The sequence below is a fragment of the Streptomyces sp. NPDC042002 genome (assembly GCF_055588305.1).
This window is the reverse complement of record NZ_JBVJCT010000006.1, coordinates 97,672-116,945: the sequence shown is the minus strand read 5'-3', so window position 1 is coordinate 116,945 and position 19,274 is coordinate 97,672. Positions and strand designations below refer to the sequence as shown.

Sequence of the window (19,274 nt, the reverse complement as noted above, 5' to 3'; positions counted from 1 at the left end):
TCATGAGGGATCGAGAAGCGGCAATGCCGGCACGCGAGGGCCGACGGCTCAGCACCAAGGAGACCGCCGAACTGCTCGGCGTGAAGCCGGAGACCGTGTACGCGTATGTGAGCCGCGGTCAGCTCAGCAGCAGGCGGGAGGCGGGAGGGCGCGGGAGCACGTTCGACACCAAGGAGGTGGAGGCGCTCGCGCGGCGCAACAGACGGGAGGGCGGCGGCACTTCGAGCGGTGGCGGCGAGCTCTCCGTCCGCACCCGCATCACCCTGATCGACAAGGACCGGTACTACTTCCGAGGCGTCGACGCGACGGAACTGGCCGCGCGGTACTCCTACGAAGAGATCGCCGAATGGCTGTGGACCGGTGAGCTGCGCCCCGGTGTCACGTTCACGGCCCCGGAGGCGTCCGTTGCCGTCGCCCGGCGCAGCGTCGACGCGCTGCCCGAGCACAGTGGCCCGACCGACCGGCTGCGCGTCGCGGCGATCGCGGCAGCGGCGGCCGACCCCCTGCGCTTCGACCTCTCCGAGAGCACCGTGCTCGGCACCGGGCGGACCCTGATTCCCACCCTCGTCGCCGCGCTTCCCCCCGTACGGCACGACCACCGCGACGAGGGCCCGCTGGCTCATCGACTGTGGGCGCGGCTCAGTGGACGCACACCGGACGACGCGTCACTACGGGTGCTGGACACGGCACTCGGGCTGCTCGTCGACCATGACCTGGCCGCCTCGACGCTGGCGGTCCGGGTCGCGGCGTCGGCCCGCGCCCACGCGTACGCGGCCGTGTCGGCGGGCCTCGGCGTCCTCGAAGGTCCCCTGCACGGGGCGGCCAGCGGTCTCGCGCACCGACTGCTGCTCGACGTCCTGGACCAGGGCACCGCCGCTCCCGTGGTGGCGGACGAACTGCGCGCCGGGCGCCGTGTCCCCGGACTCGGCCATCGGCTCTACCCCGGCGAGGACCCACGCGCGCGTGCCCTGTTCGCCCTCCTGGAGGACGTACCCGGCGCCGCGCCCGCCCTGGCGGCGGCGCGGGACGTGGTGACCACCACGGCCCGCCACACGCCCCTGCACGCCAATGTCGACCTCGCCCTGGCCGTTCTCACCGCCTCGTCCGGCATGCCGGCGTCGGCGGGAGAGACCATCTTCGCTGTCGCCCGGACGGCGGGCTGGATCGCCCACACCCTGGAGGAGTACGCGGAGCGCCCCTTGCGGATGCGACCGAGCGGACACTACGTGGGCGAGCGGCCGCCACAGCCGCTCCCGCGCTAGACGGCGCGCGCCGGGCGCGGAAAGGGCGCCCTGTACGCGCCCTCCCGGCACGCCCCCCACCCGCACTTCCGCACGCCCGGCCTCGCGCCGCCCTGACCACCCCTGACACGCCCCGTGCGGGTGGCGGGAAGTCGCCCCGGACGAAGTCAGGTTAGGCTCACCTCTGTGAGTACGTGCACGACCGCGTCGCGGCACCTCGACGAGCCCCTCTCCGGGACCGCGGCCACCGCGAGGACATGGCTGCTCATCGAGCAGCCCGGACCCTGGGGTGCCAAGGCGCTCACTTCGAGCCACCTGGATCCCACGCTAGGCCACGCCCTCGAAGCGGCCGCCCAGGGCACGGGGGTGCGGATCGTGCTCATCCGCCGTCCCGGGCGCCATGCCGACTGCGGTACGTCCCCCGAGCGGCATGTGTACGCGGCCCACACCGCCCCGGGAGACGTGTGGCTGCACGCCGCCGTGACGCGTGATCCGGGACAGCTGCTCGACCTCGACTTCACCGCGCTCGGCGCGGGTGATCCGCGCTCCTTCGACGAGGTTCTCCAAGGGCGGCCCCACACAGCCGATCCGCTGGCCCTCGTCTGCACCAACGGCAAGCGCGACCGCTGCTGCGCCCTGCTCGGACGCCCCTTGGCGGCGGAACTGGCCGCCTCCGGCGTCAACGGCGCCTGGGAGGTCACCCATCTGGGCGGTCATCGCTTCTCGCCCACGGTGCTGGTCCTGCCGTACGGGTACGCGTACGGCCGTGCCGAGGCCCACGCCGTCAAGGAGATCCTCCAAGGCGTCCGGGAGGGCCGTGTCGTCACCGAGGGCTGTCGCGGGAACTCCGCCTGGGAACGCCCCGGCCAAGCGGCCGAGCTGGCCGTACGCACGGCTTCGGGCGAGCACGCCGCCGATGTCCTGAAGGTGATCCGCACGGACGGCGCCGCGCCGCGCTGGGAGGTGACCGTCGCTCACGCCGACGGCCGCCTGTGGCGGGTCATCGTCGCGCAGGGTGCCTCGCTGCCGCCCCGCCCGGAGAGCTGCGGCTCGGCACTCGGTTCACCCGCGCGGATGGACGTGGTGGCCGTACGGCAGCTGGAGGAGACGGCTGTCGCCGTGGCCTGCTGACGGCCCGGGTCCCGCACTCGCCCGAACCGGGGCCGTCGTCTGGCTTCCTGTCACCAGTTCCGTTCCCCCTCCCCCGACCCGCGGCTGCCTCATCCATTGATCAAGAATCCATTGATCAAGAGATCCACACCACACTCCCTTCGGACAGCTGCGCACGCCCCCGTACCGTCTTGGGCATGAGCCCCACTCCCCTCGCGCGACGACTGCGCCTCGGTCTGCCGCGGCGAGTTTTCTCGCAAGTGCTGTTGATGCAGATCGCGATCGCGGCGGGAGTCGCCGTACTCGCCACCGGGCTGTTCCTGGCGCCGCTGAGCGCGCTGCTGGACGACCAGGCCATGCGGCGTGCCCTCGCCATCGCGCAGACCACGGCCGCCCAGCCGCAGATCGCCGTGGACCTCCAGAGGACAGCACCCTCCAGGAGCGGCCCGGTGCAGGCCGAGGCCGAGCGGATACGCAAGGCGAGCGGTGCCGAGTACGTCGTCGTGATGGACATGCGGCGCATCCGCTGGTCGCACAGGAACCCTGCCGAGATCGGCAAGCCGGTCTCGACGAACCCGGAACGGACCCTGGCCGGCAGCGACGTCATGGAGATCGACACCGGAACGCTGGGCCGCTCCGCACGGGGCAAGGTGCCGCTGCGTGATGCCACAGGGAAGATCATCGGCGCGGTGTCGGTGGGTATCAAGTACGGCAGCGTGCGGGCGCGGTTGATCGACGCGATCCCGGGATTGTTCGCCTACGCGGGCGGGGCCATGGCCGTCGGCGCGCTGGCCGCGTATCTGATCTCCCGCAGGGTTCAGCGGCAGACCCGTGACCTGGCTTTCTCCGATATCTCGGCGCTGCTGGCGGAGCGTGAGGCGATGCTGCACGGCATCCGGGAGGGCGTGGTCGCCCTGGACCGCGCCGGTCGCGTACGCCTTCTGAACGACGAGGCGCAGCGGCTGCTGGGAGTCGGCTCCGAGGTCATCGGGCAGCCGCTGGACGGCGCGCTGGGCCCGGGCCGTACCACGGACGTGCTGGCCGGGCGCGTCACGGGCACGGACCTGCTCACCGTCCGCGGCCAGCGCGTCCTGGTCGCCAACCGGATGCCCACCGACGACGGCGGCGCCGTCGCCACATTGCGCGACCGGACCGAACTGGAGCAGCTCGGCCGCGAGCTCGACTCCACGCGCGGCCTGATCGACGCGTTGCGCGCGCAGGACCATGAGCACGCCAATCGCATGCATACGCTCCTGGGGCTGCTCGAACTGGAGCTGTATGACGACGCCGTGGAATTCATCGGAGAGGTGGTCGGCGACCACAGGGTCACCGCGGAGCAGGTCACCGAGAAGATCCACGATCCGCTGCTCGCCGCCCTCCTGGTCGGCAAGGCGACCGTGGCGACCGAGCGTGGCGTGGCGCTGTGGATCTCGGACCGGACGCTGCTGCCGGATCGGTTGATCGACCCGCGTGGGCTCGTCACCGTCGTCGGGAACCTCGTCGACAACGCGCTGGACGCCGTCGCGGGCACGCTCCACGCGCGCGTGGAGGTCGAATTGCGTTCCGAGGGGCGCACCGCCGTACTGCGCGTACGGGACACCGGGCCCGGCATCCCGGAGGAGCGGCGGGAGCTGATCTTCACGGACGGCTGGAGCACCAAGAAGCCCCCCGCACACGGCAAGCGCGGAATCGGCCTCTCCTTGGTACGGCGCCTTGCCGAGCGGCAGGGCGGCAGCGCGGAGGTGGCCGACGCGGACGGCGGAGGCGCGGAGTTCACGGTCGTCCTTCCGGAGGCGCTGACGGACCCGGCGCTCGCACGGAAGGACGGCGGAGTGCTCGACGACAGGCTCGCGGCGGCGGACGGGGTCGTCCCCGTCCCCGGTCAGAAACCAGGAGTCGTACGACAGTTCCCGTCTCCGGAGACCGCCGATGCCGCCCTTCCCGCCACCAGAACCATCAGGAACGCCAGGAACTCCCAGGACGCCGAGGGGGAGTCGCGATGATCGAGGTCCTGGTCGTCGACGACGACACCCGGGTCGCTCGCGTCAACGCCGCCTACGTGGAGAAGGTGCCGGGCTTCCGCGTGGCGGGCGAGGCGCACAGTGCCGCCGAGACGCTCCGCCGGATGGAGGAGCTGCCGCGCCTGGACCTGGTCCTCATGGACCACCACCTGCCGGACGGGACAGGCCTCGCGGTCGTCCAGGAGATGCGCCTTCGGGGCCACCAGACCGATGTGATCATGGTGACCGCGGCCCGTGACATCTCGACCGTCCGGGCGGCGTTGCGGCAGGGCGTGCTCCAGTACCTGGTCAAGCCGTTCTCGTTCGCCGGGCTGCGCGCCAAACTGGAGGCGTACGCGGATCTGCGCCGCGCCCTCGGCGGCGGTGGCAAAGCCGAACAGTCCGATGTGGACCGGATCTTCGGGACCCTCTCGGCGGGCACCGTGCCCGATCCGCCCAAGGGGCACTCCCCTCCGACCGCCGAGCTCGTACGGCGCGCCCTGCTGAGCGCGGAGGGCTCGCTGTCGGCCCAGGAGGTCGCGGAGGAGACCGGACTGAGCCGGCAGACCGCGCAGCGCTATCTGAAGCTCCTGGAGCGTACGGGGAGGGCCGGGCTGACCCTCAGATACGGCGACGCGGGCCGCCCGGAACATCGCTACGTCTGGGCGAGCCGCGGCTGAGGACTCGGCCGACGGGGCGGGACAGCGTCCGCACCCGTCGCGCCTACGACTGCCGGGGGAGCACAGTCGTAGGCGCGACGGGGCAGCTCGACGCGTTGTCGGCCGTCGGCGGTCAGCCGGTCGCCTTCTTCACGAACTCGGTGGTGTACGTCTTGCTCAGATCCACGTCGGCGTTCTTGATGTTGGGGTTGAACGCCTTGAGGACCTTCTCGACGGTCTCGGGACCGTTCTCGGGCATCACGCCGTCCTCGGTGAACATCGGCAGTGTGCTCTTGATGGCCCCGGCGTACAGCGTCTTGTCGCCCTGGGAGTAGTCGGCGGGCATCTTGGCGGCGATGTCGGAGGCGCTGTGCCGGGACATCCAGCGAAGGGTCTTCACGAAGGCGTTCGCGAGCTTCTGGACCGTCCCCTTGTGGCCGTTGACCCAGTCCGTCTGCATGCAGAGGCTGGACGAGGGGTAAGGGCCGCCGAGCGCTTCCTGCGAGCCCTCGGGCGTCCGCATGTCGATGAGTACCTTGCCGAGGTTCTTCTCCATGACCGTGGCGACGGTGGGGTCCGTCGTCATGCCGCCGTCGATGGCGCCCTGCTGGAGGGCGGAGACGAACGTCGGTCCGGCGCCGACGGCGACCGGCGTGAACTCACTCACCCGCACTCCGTTCTTGACCGCGAGGTACTTCGTGAGGAAGTCGGTCGAGGAACCCAGTCCGGTGACGCCGAGCTTCCTGCCCTTGAAGTCCTTGGGTGAAGTGATGTCACCCGCACGCTTGTTGGAGACGATCTCGACCTCACCCGGAGCGTGCGAGAACTGCACGACGGACTCGACGGCCTTGCCCTTGGTCTGCAGGTCGAGTGTGTGGTCGTAGAAGCCGACGGCCCCCTGCACCTGTCCCGAGACGAGGGCGGTCTCGGCCTGGACACCGGCCGGCTCGCTGAGGAGCTGGACGTCCAGGCCCTCGGCCTGGAAGTAGCCGAGCCGCTGTGTGAGCATCGCCGGCAGGTAGATGACCTTGTCCAGGCCGCCGACCATGATCTTGACGTGCTCCCCCTTGCCGCCACCCCCGCCGCTGCCGGAGTCGGCCGTCGTGCTCGCCGCGTCGTCGGCGCAGGCGGTGAGCGAGGTGAGAGCGAGCAGACCCGCGGCTGCGAGCGCGGAGTATCTGGCGGTCTTGAGCATGGTGGTTCACGTCCTTGTGAATGGAGGAGGGGCCGTGCGTGCGTACGGCGGAGTCGGGAGGGAGCACGGGCGGGGTTCGCGCGTGCCCGCAAGCCGGGGTCAGCGGTCGGATTCCGACGGCCTCCAGCGGAAGACGCGGCGTTCGCCGAAGGTCAGCAGTCCTTCGGCCAGCAGGGCGACGACAGCGAGGATGACCATCGCCGCGTACACCCCGGCCGCGTTGAAGGTGCCCTGCGACTGCGCGACGAGCAGGCCGATGCCCTTGGTCGCGCCGATGTACTCGCCGACGATCGCGCCGATGAGCGCGAAGCCGAAGCTGACGTGGAGGCTGGTGAAGATCCACGAGGTCGCGGACGGAATGACGACCTGAAGCGTCACCCGGCGGTCGCTCGCGCCGAGGATCCGGGCGTTGGCCACCAGGTTCCGGTCGACCTCCCGGGCACCCTGGAAGGCGTTGAAGAACACCGGGAAGAAGACGAGCACCACGGCTGAGGCGATCTTGGAGGCCGGTCCGAGCCCGAACCAGATCACAAAGATGGGTGCGAGGACGATCCTCGGTATGGAGTTGAGCACCTTGATGTATGGACCAAGAATGTCTGCCAGCAAGGTGATCCGCCCCAGGGCGATACCGAACAGCACGCCGGCGACGACACCGATGACCCAGCCGAGCAGCGCCTCGTGAAGCGTGTACCAGATCTGCTCGCCGAGGGAGCCGAGGGCGGTCCCGTGCAACACCCAGGTGCGGATCTGTTCCCAGATCTTCGAGGGCATGGAGAAGTTGAACGGGTCGATGACCTTGGCCCGCGAGAGCACCTCCCACAGGCCGAGCACGGCGACCAGGAGCAGCACCCGGGCAGTACCCACGACGATCTTGCGCCTGCGGGCGGCACGGGCACGGGTGTGCGCGCGGCCCGGGATCTTGGCCGTGTCGACGACCGGCGCGCCGAGAACCTCAGGCGACATCAGCGGCACCTCTCTCGCGGGTGATGCGGACCTCTTCGCCGAGGGACTCCCAGATCTCGCGGTAGATCTCGATGAACCGCGGCTCCAGGCGCACCGATTCGACCTTGCGCGGCCGCGGCAGATCGATGTCGAATACCTGCTTCACGGTGGCGGGGCCCGCGGTCATCACGACGACCTTGTCGGCGAGGGCGATGGACTCCTCCAGGTCGTGGGTGACGAAGACGACCGAGGCGCCCGTGCCTTCCCACAGTTCGAGCAGTTCGTCGGACATGAGCGCCCTGGTCTGCACGTCGAGCGCCGAGAACGGCTCATCCATCAGCAGGATCTCGGGGTCGTTGACAAAGGTCGCGGCGAGGGCGACGCGCTTGCGCTGACCACCGGAGAGCTGGTGCGGATAGCGGTCCTCGAAGGCCGCGAGCCCGACCCGGGCGATCCATTCCCGGGCCCGCTCCTTGGCCTCCGCCTTGGGCACGCCACGGAAGCGGGGCCCGGCCATCACATTGGAAAGGACCGTGCGCCAGGGGAAAGTGGCGTCCTGCTGGAAGACGAAACCGACCTTTTCCCCGACGCCGGCGACCGGCTCTCCGGCGACCAGGACCTCGCCCTCGGTGGGCTCCTCAAGACCGCTGACCAGGGTCAGCGTGGTGGACTTCCCGCAGCCGGTCGGTCCGACGACGGCCACGAACTCGCCCCGCCCGATGGTCAGGTCAAGCTCCCTGACGGCTGTGTGCAAACCCCCTGACGGGGTCTTGAAGATCTTGCTGGCGCCCCGCAGCTCGATGGCGGGGCCGGTGTCTGTGCTCATGGCCCGGGACCGTAGATGTGGTGCGGGCCACAGCATCAGTCTTCTGGGCGCAAGGCATTCTTCTGCTCGCAAGAGCCTGTTGTGCTCATTTTGCTCGCGCTACAACAGCGGAGCCGAAACACGGGCGCAACACTCCGCCCAGGCCTTGAGAGAAAGAGGCCCGATGATTGACGTCCTGGTCGTGGACGACGATTTCCGCGTCGCCGAGATCAACGCGAGGTACGTGGGGAAGGTTCCCGGATTCCGGGTGACCGCCCGCGCGCACACTGCCGCCCAGGCCCTGGCCGCGGTCGAGCGCGCCCCCGTCGACCTGGTGCTGCTCGACCACTATCTGCCGGACCGGACGGGACTCGAACTCGTTCACCAGATGAGGGAAAACGGTCATGGCACCGACGTCATCATGATCACCGCGGCCAGTGACGTGGTGACCGTCCAGGCGGCGATGCGCCTGGGGGCCCTGCACTACCTGGTCAAGCCGTTCACCTTCACCGCCCTGCGCACCCGCCTCGACTCCTACGCCGCCATGTGCCGCACCGTCGACCGGGTGGGCGGCCGTGGTGTGACGGGGCAGGAGCAGGTCGACCGGATCTTCGGCGCCCTGCGCACCGTCTCCGCGCCGTCCTCCCCTGGGCTGCCCAGCGGTCACTCGGAGCCGACGACAGACCTGATCTGCGACGTGCTGCACCACGCGAGCCACCCGCTGTCGGCCCACGAGGTCGCCGCCGAGACCGGCCTCAGCCGATCCACGGCCCAGCGCTATCTGCGACGCCTGGAGCAAGCGGGACGACTGTGCCTCTCCCTCAAGTACGGCGACACAGGGCGCCCGGAACACCGCTACGCGTGGGTGGCGCCCTGAGCAGCTCCGGTGACCAGGGCTGCCATGTGGAATGCCGCCCAGGGCGGTCGCGTACGCCGCTCAGGGGCGCCCTCAGACGGCCCCGGCGCCCGTGAGCGCGCGGACCTCGATCTCGGCGTGCTTGGCCTCGTCCGGCGGATCCGCCGAGGTGACGGTGCCGAGCCAGCCGGCGAGAAAGCCCAGCGGGATCGAGACGAGGCCCGGGTTCTGGAGCGGGAAGTACTGGAAATCCACTCCCGGGAACAGTGATTCGGGGCTGCCCGACACCACCGGCGACAGCAGCACGAGCAGCAGCGAGGGCACCAGGCCGCCGTATACGGCCCATACGGCACCGCGTGTCGTGAACGACCGCCAGAACAGGGAGTACAACAGCACCGGCAGGTTCGCGGACGCGGCGACCGCGAAGGCGAGACCCACCAGGAAGGCCACGTTGAGATCGCGGGCGAGGAGGCTCAGGGCAATGGCGATCACGCCGATGCCGACCGACGCGGCGCGGGCCACCGCGACCTCACCGTGGGGCTTCGCGCGGCGGCGCCGCACCGAGGCATACAGGTCGTGGGCCACGGCCGCCGAGGACGCGAGGGTGACTCCGGCGACGACCGCGAGAATGGTGGCGAAGGCGATGGCGGCGACGATCGCGAACAAGATGGTTCCGCCCGTGGAGTTGGCTCCGCCGCCGAGATCGAGGGCCAGCAGCGGAACCGCCGTGTTCCCCGCGGCGTTCGATCCGCGCACCGCCTCGGGACCGACGACAGCGGCCGCGCCGAATCCCAGCACGATCGTCATCAGGTAGAAGCCGCCGATGAGTCCGATCGACCACAGCACCGAGCGTCGCGCGGCCCGGGCCGTCGGAACGGTGTAGAAGCGCGACAGGATGTGCGGCAGCCCGCCGGTGCCGAGCACCAGCGCGAGCCCGAGGCTCATGAAGTCGAAGCGCGCCGTCCAGTCACCGCCGTATTTCAACCCGGGTGCGAGAAAGGCCTTGCCGTGCCCGCTGCGCGCCGCGGCCGAACGCAGCAGGTCGTTGATGTCACCGTGGAACCGCATCAGGACCAGCACGGTGAGCACGACGGCCCCGCCGATCAGCAGAACCGCCTTGACGATCTGAATCCAGGTGGTCGCCCGCATCCCTCCCATCGACACATAGATCACCATGAGCGCGCCGACACCGATCACCGTCCAGTTGCGCGCCGCGTCGCTCGTGCCTCCCAGCAGCAGCGAGACCAAGCTGCCCGCACCGACCATCTGCGCCACCAGATACAGAACGGACACCACCACCGAGGAGGTTCCGGCCGCGATCCGCACAGGCCGCTCGTCCATCCGGGCCGCGACGACATCGGCGAGCGTGAACCGCCCGCAGTTGCGCACCAGTTCGGCCACCAGGAACAGGACGACCAGCCAGGCCACCAGGAATCCCACGGCGTACAGCATCCCGTCGTAGCCGTACAGGGAGATGAGTCCCGTGACACCGAGGAAGGAAGCGGCCGACATGTAGTCCCCGGAGAGGGCAAAGCCGTTCTCCATCGGAGAGAACAACCGCCCGCCCGCGTAGAACTCCTCGGCCGAACCATGCCGGTTGCGGCTCACCCACGTCGTGATCGCCAGCGTCACCGCGACGAACGCGCTGAACAGCATCAGCGCCAGGGTCTGATGGTGGCCGCTCACCGCTCACCACCCCTGGCGTTCCGCGTCATCTCCTGGGTGTCCCACCGCAGTTCCAGCGCGGCCCGGTCCCTGCGCAGCCGCGCGTGCCGCGCGTAGGCCCACGCGAACAGAAACGTCGTGAGGAACTGCCCGAGCCCGGCGAGCAGTGCCACGTTCACCACACCGGCGACGGGGCGCGCCATGAACCCCGGCGCGGTCGTCGCGGTCACCACATAACCCACGTACCAGGGGAAGAAGACGGCGACGGCCGGGATCACGAACCTGCGGTACCGGCCGCGCACTTCCTGGAAGGCGGCACTGCGCTGCACCTCCAGATAGACATGGGCGGCCCCGCCCGATCGTCCTTCGCGCTCCGAGCGGGCGGCCGGCACGGCGGGAGCGAACGCACCCGTGCCGTCCAACTCGCCCCAGCCGGAAGCGAGCGCGTCGTACCAGGGGTCGTCGAACCGGACCTTCCCCGTGTCGCCGCCGTCGTGCTTGTCCACCGAACTCTCCTTGTCCGCGACCCGTTTCGGCCGCGTACCCAAGGATGTGCAGATCGCGAGGCTCCCGGACTCCTCTCTCAGCGCTCTTCACCCCATCAGGTGACTTCATCCCGCGGGCGGCCGTACGAGACCTTTCCCGTAGGCATAACGGACCGCTTGAGCACGGTCCTTGAGACCCGTCTTGGCGAAGAGATTGTTGATGTGCGTCTTCACGGTGGCCGTGGACACATGCAGCTTGCGGGCGATCTCATGGTTGCTGAGGCCCTCGGCGATCAGCAGGAGCACCTCGGTCTCGCGCGAGGTGAGCCCGTCCGGGGCCTCCGCGGGCGGGCGGCGCTCCGGTCCGGGATCCGACAGCCGCTCCAGCAGCCGTCGCTGGATACTCGGTGAGAGCCCCGCGTCCCCTGAGAGCACACTTTCCACGGCCCGCACGATCTCGTCGCCGCCCGCGTCCTTGGTCAGATAACCGCGGGCCCCGGCACGCAGCGCGGGAAACAACGACTCGTCGTCCGCGTACGTCGTGAGCACGACGACCTGCGTCCCGGGGTACTCGGCACGGATGCGCCGGGTCGCCTCGACCCCGTCGCAGCGGGGCATGCGCAGATCCATCAGCACGACGTCCGGGGCCAGTTCGGCCACCAGCGCCACCGCTTCGGCCCCGTCACCGGCCGCTCCGACGACCTCGATCCCGGGCAGCAGTCCCAGCAGCATCACGATGCCTTCGCGCACGACCGTCTGATCGTCCGCGACCACAACCCGTGCCGGCTTCCTGCCTTCCACCCGCTCGGTCATACCGGCACCTTCAACGTCACCACGAACCCCTCCTCGCCCGGTCCTGCATCCAGCGAGCCGCCCAGCAGTTCGGCGCGCTCCCGCATGCCCAGCAGACCGTACCCGGCTCCCGAACCGCTGAGTTCGCCCGGTTTTCCACCCGAATCCCGTACGTCCAGCGTCACTTCGCGTTCGCCGTAGTCCAGCCGGATGTGGACCTTGGCGCCCGGAGCGTGTTTGCGTACGTTCGTCAGCGCCTCCTGCGCGACTCTGCGCACCGCCTGGGAGGCCTCAGCCGGCAGCGGCTGACGCTCGCCCGTCACCGTGACATCGGCACCGTCGGCGGTGGTGACGAGTTCGCCGAGGAAGTCCTCCAGCGGAGACATCTCACCCCGGAGCGCGGAGAGTGCCTGCCGGGTCTCCGCGAGCCCCTCTCGAGCCATTCCCCGTGCCGCCACGACCCGTTCGAGGATGATCTCCCGGTCCGCTCCCCTCTCGATGAGCAGCCGCGCCGCCTCCAGATGCACAAGCTGCGCCGAGAGACTGTGGGCCAGGACGTCGTGGATCTCCCGCGCTATCCGCGCGCGCTCCGCGAGCGCCGCCGCCTCCGCCTCGGCGACGCGGGCCGCGCGCTCCTGGGCCAGCAGCCGCTGCGCGCTCCCCCGCGCTTCCGCGTCGAGGCGCAGCACATACCCCGCGAGCGCGAGCCCCACGGTGGTGGCCGCGGTGGTCAGCCAGACGTCGTTGTTGGCCGCCGCATACGCGCTCAGCGCCACCGCCGTGGCCGGCAGCGCCGCCGCGAGAGGCAGTCGTTCGATGGCGGCGACAGCACACCCGCACCACAGGACGAGGGCCGGAACCCGGAAGCCAACACTCTGCCCCACGGCCGCGAGCGCCAGTAGCAGAGCGAGCAGCGCCAGGGACGGCAGCAGACGATGCTCCAGCGTGGTCCGCCAGAACCCCCAGGCGAGGAACCCGCACACCACGATTCCCGTGATGCCTCCGGCGAGCGCCCAACCGTTCAGCTCCGGCTTGGTGAGTGTCGTGGCGATGAGCACGGCGAGGAGGATGGCGCGCGTGACCCGGGTGAGCGCACGGCGGGCCTTGTGCACGCCCACTTTGGAGAGGGCCTCACGGGAGGGCCAGCGCATCCAGGCGTTGTCGGTCACAGGCGCTCCTTCCGCAGGACCCGGCCCACGCCGTCACCGTACGCCGGGCCCTGTCCGGTCGCCGCCGGCCGAAGGGACTGCGCCCGCCAGGTCATCAGCCCGGAGCGGACCAGCAGGGTGGCCGCCAGGCCGAGCATCAGGGCGGAGGAGTTCTGGTGCACACCGAGCAGGGCACCGATGCCGAACAGACCCAGGCGCACACAGATGCCCGCGATCCAGATGGCCCCGCCGGCCTTGGTGGTCTTGCTCCACACGGCGCCGTCCGGCTCCGTCCATATCCGGGTCGTCCATGCCCATCCGGTTCCGATGGCCAGCGCTGTCACCAGCTCCGTGCCCAGCAGGAGGGACGCCTCGACCTGGTGGTGCGGGTCGATGACTCCGGGGTCGCGCAGTGCCATGAAGCCGAGAACGGCGGGCACGATCCACCAGCGTCTGTCCGAACTGATCCGGCGGGCGCGGAACTGGCGCGCGATCACCACAACGGCGACGGCGAGGATCGCCACAGCATTGATGAGCCCGGACATGCGCGGCCTCCGTGAGCGAGAAACGGGTGTCCGCAGCGAGCGCTGCCGACACCATCGACGCTACGGAAATCGCGCCCACCGCAGATCGGAGCCCGGGTGGATCGTGGGTGGATCCCCCGCACCCGCGTCCCTCCACCCACGGGTGGAGCCTCGCCCTCAGACCGGGCAGCGCGCGGCCATCCCCGATGGCTTCCTTCGCCCCTCCGCCCCTACCCGTCCCGTCTCTGGGGCTCCACACCCCGGGCCCCGCTCCTCAAACGCCGGAGGGGCTTGAATCGTGCGCGCGGAAGGGGCGGTACCGGCACCGCCCCTTCCCACAACGGACCCGGCCCGGAGGCCGCCCGGAGGGCTACGCGTCGATCCGCGACCGGTCCAGCGTCGCAGCCGAGCTGGAAATGAACTCCTTGCGCGGAGCCACATCGTTCCCCATCAGGAGATCGAACACCTGCTCCGACGACTCCAGGTCGGAGATGTTGATCCGGCGCAGTGTCCGGAACCGAGGATCCATCGTCGTCTCGGCCAGCTGGTCGGCGTCCATCTCACCGAGACCCTTGTACCGCTGGATCGAGTCCTTGTAGCGCACGTTTTTGCGCTGCAGCTCCAGCACCGTCTCCCGCAGCTCACGGTCCGAGTACGTGTAGACGTACTTGTCCTGCCCCTTCTTGGGCTGGCTGAGCTCGATCCGGTGCAGCGGCGGGACCGCCGCGAACACCCGCCCCGCCTCGACCATGGGCCGCATGTAGCGCTGGAACAGCGTCAACAGCAGGATCCGGATGTGGGCGCCGTCGACATCGGCGTCGACGAGAAGAATGATCTTCCCGTAGCGCGCCGCGTCGATGTCGAAGGTCCGCCCGGAACCGGCCCCTATGACCTGGATGATCGCACCGCACTCGGCGTTCTTCAGCATGTCCGTCACGGACGCCTTCTGAACGTTGAGGATCTTGCCCCGGATCGGCAGCAGCGCCTGGAACTCGGAGTTCCGGGCCAGCTTCGCCGTACCCAGCGCGGAGTCACCCTCGACGATGAACAGCTCACTGCGCTCGACGTCGTCGCTGCGGCAGTCGGCGAGCTTGGCGGGCAGCGAGGAGGACTCCAGAGCCGTCTTCCGGCGCTGCGCGTCCTTGTGCTGACGGGCGGCGATCCTCGTGCGGGCTGCCGCGACGGCCTTCTCCATGACGACCCGCGCCTGCGCGGCCTCGTCCCGCTTCGCGGAGGTCAGGAACGCCTTGAGCTCCTTGGTCACCACGTTCGTCACGATGCGGCGGGCGGCCGAGGTCCCGAGGACCTCCTTCGTCTGCCCCTCGAACTGCGGCTCGGCGAGACGCACGGTGACAACGGCCGTGAGGCCCTCCAGCGCGTCGTCCTTGACGATGTCGTCCTCGGCGACCCGCAGCAGCTTCTTGGCCCGCAGGACCTCGTTCATCGTCTTGGCGACGGCCTGCTCGTAGCCGGCGACATGGGTGCCGCCCTTGGGCGTGGCGATGATGTTCACGAACGACTTCAGGGTCGTGTCGTAACCGGTGCCCCAGCGCATCGCGACATCGACACCCAGCTCACGGGTGACCTCGGTCGGAGTCATCTGACCGTGATCGTCGAGGACGGGGACGGTCTCCTTGAAGGTCCCCTGACCCGAGAAGCGGAGGACGTCGCAGACCGGCTTGTCGGCGGCCAGGTACTCGCAGAACTCGCTGATTCCGCCGTCGAAGCGGAACGACTCCTCGCCCTTGCTGCCGCCGTCGCCGAGCCCGTACTCGTCACGGACGACGATGGTCAGGCCCGGCACCAGGAACGCGGTCTGGCGGGCACGCTGGTGGAGGTGCTCCAGGGAGAGCTTGGCGTCCTTGAGGAAGATCTGGCGGTCGGCCCAGTAGCGCACGCGGGTGCCGGTGCGGGTCTTCGGGATCCGCTTGAGTTTGCGCAGCCCGCTCGTCGCGTCGAAGGCCGCGTCGGCTCCGTCGGCCCGGAAGGCTCCCGGGGTACCGCGGCGGAAGCTCACGGCATGGGTCTGGCCGTTGCGGTCCACCTCGACGTCCAGCCGGGCGGAGAGCGCGTTCACCACGGAGGCGCCCACGCCGTGCAGACCGCCGGAGGCCGCGTACGAGCCGCCACCGAACTTGCCGCCCGCGTGCAGCTTGGTCATGACGACCTCGACGCCGGAGAGGCCGGTCTTGGGCTCCACGTCGACGGGGATGCCACGGCCGTTGTCCCGCACCTCGACGGAGGCGTCGTCGTGCAGGATGACGTCGATGTGGTCGCAGTAGCCCCCGAGCGCCTCGTCCACGGAGTTGTCGATGATCTCCCAGAGGCAGTGCATCAGGCCGCGGCTGTCGGTCGACCCGATGTACATGCCCGGGCGCTTCCGCACTGCCTCGAGCCCCTCAAGGACGAGCAGGTGCCGCGCGGTGTAGTTGGAACCGTCCCGGTCTGCTCCGGTCAGCAGCGCTGTGGACGGCACGGACGTCTCGGCGGTCACGCGGTTCGCTCCTCGCTGAATTTCATGGGAGACCCTTTTGGGTAAGGGCCCGGCTTCGGTCGCCGCTCAGAGGGTACCGAGGCCTGGTAGAGCCGTTGTAGCACCACCCTCGCATGAACTCACACTAGTCCAGGGTCGCATGGGTGTTCGATCCCTCGATGGAGTGAAGTACATATCACGTTCCCTTCGAGGCATGAACCATTTAGGCTCCGGGCACGTCCTCATGAACAACCGGCAATCCAGCCGGGAGGACCGACACCTGACAGACAGCGCGAACCCGTACAGACACGAAGACACGCAATACGGCTCATTCGCCGCCAACCGGCAGCAGACAGCCGGCTCGAAAGAAAATTTCGAGGAAAAGCCGCGAGCGGGAACGTTTTCGGCCTGGTTGGATGTTGACCCTGGTACGACAGCTCGTCGAGCTAGAGAAGAGGCGACGTGACTACTGTTCTGACCCCCGCGAGCCCGCTGACGGCCGCTGACCGCTGCGACCGTTGCGGCGCCCAGGCATATCTGCGCGTCGTCCTCCTGAGCGGCGGAGAACTGCTCTTCTGCGCCCACCACGGTCGCAAGTTCGAGCCGGAACTCAAGAAGATCGCCGCTGAGATACAGGACGAGACGGAGCGGCTCACATCCGTTCCCGAAAGCGTCAACGACGAAGAACACTGACCTTCGCATCAACGACGAGCGGGTGCCGGCGACAGGCCGGTCGGTGGGCGGTCATCCCCTGGACACAGGGAGTGACCGCCCACACTCGTACCGCATCGGCAAGAGCCCTCAGCGACCCGCGTCGAGCGCTTGGGCCACTTCCGAGACCCTCGTGTAGACGCCCGGGCTCCCTGCGCGCCCACAGCCGCTCCCCCACGACACCAGGCCGATGAGACGGCCCTGGGCGACCAGCGGCCCGCCGCTGTCCCCCTGGCAGGCGTCACGGCCGCCCGCCTGCTCGCCGGCGCAGACCATGGACACCGCGTCGTAGGTCCCGGACTCGTTGCCGGGATAGGCCCGCGCGCACGAGGCGTCGGAAAGCACGTGTACATCCGCGGCGCGCAGGCTGTTCGCGTAGTCGCCGCCGCCCGTCAGGTCGCCCCAGCCGTAGACCACGGCGGCGGTCCCGGGCTCGTACGCCGGGTCCCCGGAGGGGGCCATACGGATCACGGAGGCGGCCGGCAGCGGCTCGGCGAGCGTCAGCACACCGAAATCCCCGGCGTTCGTATCACTGTCGTAGTGCGGGTTGACCCAGATGTCGCGTACGGGGATCTCCTTGCCGTCGCCGGCCGTCAGGTCCTCGCGCCCCGCGATGACCTTGAGATCGCGTGCCTGGCGCGGCGGCGCCCCCAGCACGTCGTCCCCGAGACAGTGGGCCGCGGTCAGGACCTTGGTCGGACCGATGACCACTCCCCCGCAGAACTGCCCCGCTCGCGTACCCCCGAACCGGTCACGGCTGGACAGCGCGACCGTCCACGGACTCTCGGAGATCTGGACCGGACGACTTCCGATGACAACGCTGTCGGAGGACGCCAGGGCAGGGGACGTCAGCGGTATCACCGCTGCGGCGGCCGCAAGGGCCAGCGTCGGGACGTAGGGACGGCGCATGCGCGCTCCTCACACTGGAAGGGTCGTGGAACACCCAGAGTCATCCAGTGAGCGAGGGAACGCACTCCGCGCATACAGCGAGGGCCCGACCCCCCACAGGGAGTCGGGCCCTCGCCGACGTGCGGCCGAGGCCTAGTCGAGGTAGTCGCGCAGTACCTGGGAACGCGACGGGTGACGCAGCTTCGACATGGTCTTCGACTCGATCTGGCGGATCCGCTCACGGGTCACGCCGTACACCTTGCCGATCTCGTCGAGGGTCTTCGGCTGACCGTCGGTGAGACCGAAGCGCATCGAGACGACGCCCGCCTCGCGCTCGGACAGGGTGTCGAGAACGGAGTGCAGCTGCTCCTGGAGGAGTGTGAAGCTGACCGCGTCGGCCGGGACGACGGCCTCGGAGTCCTCGATGAGGTCACCGAACTCGCTGTCGCCGTCCTCGCCCAGCGGCGTGTGCAGCGAGATGGGCTCGCGGCCGTACTTCTGGACCTCGATGACCTTCTCGGGGGTCATGTCGAGTTCCTTGGCCAGCTCCTCCGGGGTGGGCTCACGGCCCAGGTCCTGGAGCATCTGACGCTGCACGCGCGCGAGCTTGTTGATGACCTCGACCATGTGCACCGGGATACGGATGGTGCGGGCCTGGTCGGCCATGGCGCGGGTGATCGCCTGACGGATCCACCAGGTGGCGTACGTGGAGAACTTGTAGCCCTTGGTGTAGTCGAACTTCTCGACCGCGCGGATCAGACCGAGGTTGCCTTCCTGGATGAGGTCCAGGAAGAGCATGCCGCGACCGGTGTAACGCTTGGCCAGGGAGACCACCAGACGGAGGTTGGCCTCCAGGAGGTGGTTCTTGGCGCGGCGGCCGTCCTCGGCGATGATCTCCAGCTCGCGCTTGAGCTTGGGAGCGAGCTTGTCGGCGTTGGCCAGCTTGTCCTCGGCGAACAGACCGGCCTCGATGCGCTTGGCGAGCTCGACCTCCTGCTCGGCGTTGAGCAGCGGGACCTTGCCGATCTGCTTGAGGTAGTCCTTGACCGGGTCGGCGGTGGCACCGGCGGCGGCGACCTGCTGCGCGGGCGCGTCGTCCTCGTCCTCGTCGGACAGGACGAAGCCCTGGGCACCGTCCTCGGTGGGCTCCTCGGCACCGGGCTTGCCCGGGGTCTCCTCGGTCGCCTCGTCGTCGACGAGCTCGGCGTCGTCCTTCTTGGCGCTCGTCTTCTTGGCCGCCGTCTTCTTGGCGACCGTCTTCTTGGCGACGGCCTTCTTCGCCGTCGTCTTCTTGGCTACAGCGGCCTTGCCTGCGGACGCGTCCTCGGCCGAATCGTCGGCGAGGGCAGCCGGAGCCGCGGTGGCGGTGGCCTTCTTGGCAGTCACCGTCTTGGCCGCCACGGTCTTGGTGGCGGTGCGCTTGGCCGGACTCTTCGCTGCGACGCTCTTTCGGGTGCGCTTGGGCTCCGCGGCACTGACCATCAGCGTCACACCCTCTTCCTCGAGGATCTGGTTGAGGCTGCGCAGTACGTTCTTCCACTGAGTGGCCGGAATCTGGTCAGCTTCGAAGGCCCGACGCACGTCATCGCCGGCGATCTGCCCCTCAGCCTTTCCCCGCTCGATGAGCGCCATGACAGAGACGGACTCGGCGATCTCCGGCGGGAGCGTACGGGATGTGCTGGCCGACACGAACAACCTCTCGGAACGTTGAAAAACGGCTTCCGGCCCCGTCCATGGTGGACAGGAACCGACGACCGCCGACTGGGGATGGGCCGACGGC

At 69.4% G+C, this 19,274-nt stretch carries 17 protein-coding genes; 6 read left to right on the top strand and 11 right to left on the bottom strand.

All coding sequences use genetic code 11. From position 1 onward, the window contains the following. Positions 1 to 2: 2 nt before the first annotated feature. From ACZ6KY_RS12125 to ACZ6KY_RS12110, 4 genes are all read left to right on the top strand, one after another. The gene (locus ACZ6KY_RS12125) at positions 3 to 1,262 is read left to right on the top strand and encodes a citrate/2-methylcitrate synthase (RefSeq protein WP_469310217.1); all 1,260 of its coding nucleotides are present in this window, start codon (positions 3 to 5) and stop codon (positions 1,260 to 1,262) included. A 165-nt stretch (positions 1,263 to 1,427) separates the two neighbouring features. Then, positions 1,428 to 2,372 carry a sucrase ferredoxin gene (locus tag ACZ6KY_RS12120; RefSeq protein ID WP_469310216.1) on the top strand — a complete coding sequence of 315 codons (945 nt, stop codon included), beginning with the start codon at positions 1,428 to 1,430 and terminating at the stop codon, positions 2,370 to 2,372. Between the two features lie 176 nt (positions 2,373 to 2,548). Beyond that, positions 2,549 to 4,354, top strand: coding sequence for an ATP-binding protein (locus ACZ6KY_RS12115; RefSeq protein ID WP_469310215.1), 1,806 nt, complete (start codon positions 2,549 to 2,551; stop codon positions 4,352 to 4,354). Beyond that, the gene (locus tag ACZ6KY_RS12110; protein WP_469310214.1) at positions 4,351 to 5,031 is read left to right on the top strand and encodes a response regulator; all 681 of its coding nucleotides are present in this window, start codon (positions 4,351 to 4,353) and stop codon (positions 5,029 to 5,031) included. The genes ACZ6KY_RS12115 and ACZ6KY_RS12110 overlap by 4 nt, the downstream gene beginning before the upstream one ends. Positions 5,032 to 5,143: 112 nt before the next feature. Here ACZ6KY_RS12110 and ACZ6KY_RS12105 read toward each other — a convergent pair whose 3' ends face one another. The 3 genes from ACZ6KY_RS12105 to ACZ6KY_RS12095 form a co-directional block, all read right to left on the bottom strand. After that, positions 5,144 to 6,205, bottom strand: a complete 1,062-nt coding sequence (locus ACZ6KY_RS12105) for an ABC transporter substrate-binding protein (protein ID WP_469310213.1) — start codon at positions 6,203 to 6,205, stop codon at positions 5,144 to 5,146. A gap of 99 nt (positions 6,206 to 6,304) precedes the next feature. Continuing rightward, complete coding sequence (locus tag ACZ6KY_RS12100) at positions 6,305 to 7,168, bottom strand: ABC transporter permease (RefSeq protein WP_469310212.1); 864 nt, start codon at positions 7,166 to 7,168, stop codon at positions 6,305 to 6,307. Further along, positions 7,158 to 7,973, bottom strand: a complete 816-nt coding sequence (locus ACZ6KY_RS12095) for an ABC transporter ATP-binding protein (RefSeq protein ID WP_469310211.1) — start codon at positions 7,971 to 7,973, stop codon at positions 7,158 to 7,160. The genes ACZ6KY_RS12100 and ACZ6KY_RS12095 overlap by 11 nt, the downstream gene beginning before the upstream one ends. A gap of 163 nt (positions 7,974 to 8,136) precedes the next feature. Between ACZ6KY_RS12095 and ACZ6KY_RS12090 the strand changes: the two genes are divergently transcribed. Next, positions 8,137 to 8,829: a response regulator gene (locus ACZ6KY_RS12090; protein ID WP_469310210.1), complete on the top strand. Its 693-nt coding sequence runs from the start codon at positions 8,137 to 8,139 to the stop codon at positions 8,827 to 8,829. Between the two features lie 72 nt (positions 8,830 to 8,901). On the opposite strand, the gene ACZ6KY_RS12085 is transcribed toward ACZ6KY_RS12090, so the two are convergent. The 6 genes from ACZ6KY_RS12085 to ACZ6KY_RS12060 form a co-directional block, all read right to left on the bottom strand. Then, a complete protein-coding gene (locus tag ACZ6KY_RS12085; RefSeq protein ID WP_469310209.1) occupies positions 8,902 to 10,494 on the bottom strand; it encodes a solute symporter family protein in 1,593 nt (530 codons plus the stop codon). After that, on the bottom strand, positions 10,491 to 10,979 hold the full coding sequence (locus tag ACZ6KY_RS12080) for a DUF485 domain-containing protein (RefSeq protein WP_469310208.1): 489 nt from the start codon (positions 10,977 to 10,979) through the stop codon (positions 10,491 to 10,493). The genes ACZ6KY_RS12085 and ACZ6KY_RS12080 overlap by 4 nt, the downstream gene beginning before the upstream one ends. 105 nt (positions 10,980 to 11,084) lie before the next feature. Next, positions 11,085 to 11,771, bottom strand: a complete 687-nt coding sequence (locus tag ACZ6KY_RS12075; RefSeq protein WP_469310207.1) for a response regulator transcription factor — start codon at positions 11,769 to 11,771, stop codon at positions 11,085 to 11,087. After that, positions 11,768 to 12,919, bottom strand: coding sequence for a sensor histidine kinase (locus ACZ6KY_RS12070; protein ID WP_469310206.1), 1,152 nt, complete (start codon positions 12,917 to 12,919; stop codon positions 11,768 to 11,770). The genes ACZ6KY_RS12075 and ACZ6KY_RS12070 overlap by 4 nt, the downstream gene beginning before the upstream one ends. Beyond that, entirely contained in the window at positions 12,916 to 13,443 is a 528-nt protein-coding gene (locus ACZ6KY_RS12065; protein ID WP_469310205.1) for a DUF1453 domain-containing protein, read from the bottom strand. Before ACZ6KY_RS12065 ends, ACZ6KY_RS12070 begins: the two co-directional genes overlap by 4 nt. Before the next feature lie 349 nt (positions 13,444 to 13,792). Then, the gene (locus tag ACZ6KY_RS12060) at positions 13,793 to 15,916 is read right to left on the bottom strand and encodes a DNA gyrase/topoisomerase IV subunit B (protein WP_469310204.1); all 2,124 of its coding nucleotides are present in this window, start codon (positions 15,914 to 15,916) and stop codon (positions 13,793 to 13,795) included. A gap of 441 nt (positions 15,917 to 16,357) precedes the next feature. Here ACZ6KY_RS12060 and ACZ6KY_RS12055 point away from each other — a divergent pair, with 441 nt between their 5' ends. Continuing rightward, positions 16,358 to 16,588: a DUF7455 domain-containing protein gene (locus ACZ6KY_RS12055; protein WP_266763423.1), complete on the top strand. Its 231-nt coding sequence runs from the start codon at positions 16,358 to 16,360 to the stop codon at positions 16,586 to 16,588. 108 nt (positions 16,589 to 16,696) lie between these two features. On the opposite strand, the gene ACZ6KY_RS12050 is transcribed toward ACZ6KY_RS12055, so the two are convergent. Continuing rightward, the gene (locus ACZ6KY_RS12050) at positions 16,697 to 17,515 is read right to left on the bottom strand and encodes a S1 family serine peptidase (protein WP_469310203.1); all 819 of its coding nucleotides are present in this window, start codon (positions 17,513 to 17,515) and stop codon (positions 16,697 to 16,699) included. A 132-nt stretch (positions 17,516 to 17,647) separates the two neighbouring features. After that, complete coding sequence (locus ACZ6KY_RS12045; RefSeq protein ID WP_469310202.1) at positions 17,648 to 19,183, bottom strand: RNA polymerase sigma factor; 1,536 nt, start codon at positions 19,181 to 19,183, stop codon at positions 17,648 to 17,650. Positions 19,184 to 19,274 lie beyond the last annotated feature (91 nt).

What these genes read in the sequence shown, in the direction of transcription:
- ACZ6KY_RS12125 (WP_469310217.1), top strand. Translation starts at nt 3, where the DNA reads ATGAGGGATCGAGAAGCGGCAATGCCGGCACGCGAGGGCCGACGGCTC.
- ACZ6KY_RS12115 (WP_469310215.1), top strand. Translation starts at nt 2,549, where the DNA reads ATGAGCCCCACTCCCCTCGCGCGACGACTGCGCCTCGGTCTGCCGCGG.
- ACZ6KY_RS12110 (WP_469310214.1), top strand. Translation starts at nt 4,351, where the DNA reads ATGATCGAGGTCCTGGTCGTCGACGACGACACCCGGGTCGCTCGCGTC.
- ACZ6KY_RS12105 (WP_469310213.1), bottom strand. Translation starts at nt 6,205, where the DNA reads ATGCTCAAGACCGCCAGATACTCCGCGCTCGCAGCCGCGGGTCTGCTC.
- ACZ6KY_RS12100 (WP_469310212.1), bottom strand. Translation starts at nt 7,168, where the DNA reads ATGTCGCCTGAGGTTCTCGGCGCGCCGGTCGTCGACACGGCCAAGATC.
- ACZ6KY_RS12095 (WP_469310211.1), bottom strand. Translation starts at nt 7,973, where the DNA reads ATGAGCACAGACACCGGCCCCGCCATCGAGCTGCGGGGCGCCAGCAAG.
- ACZ6KY_RS12090 (WP_469310210.1), top strand. Translation starts at nt 8,137, where the DNA reads ATGATTGACGTCCTGGTCGTGGACGACGATTTCCGCGTCGCCGAGATC.
- ACZ6KY_RS12075 (WP_469310207.1), bottom strand. Translation starts at nt 11,771, where the DNA reads ATGACCGAGCGGGTGGAAGGCAGGAAGCCGGCACGGGTTGTGGTCGCG.
- ACZ6KY_RS12065 (WP_469310205.1), bottom strand. Translation starts at nt 13,443, where the DNA reads ATGTCCGGGCTCATCAATGCTGTGGCGATCCTCGCCGTCGCCGTTGTG.
- ACZ6KY_RS12050 (WP_469310203.1), bottom strand. Translation starts at nt 17,515, where the DNA reads ATGCGCCGTCCCTACGTCCCGACGCTGGCCCTTGCGGCCGCCGCAGCG.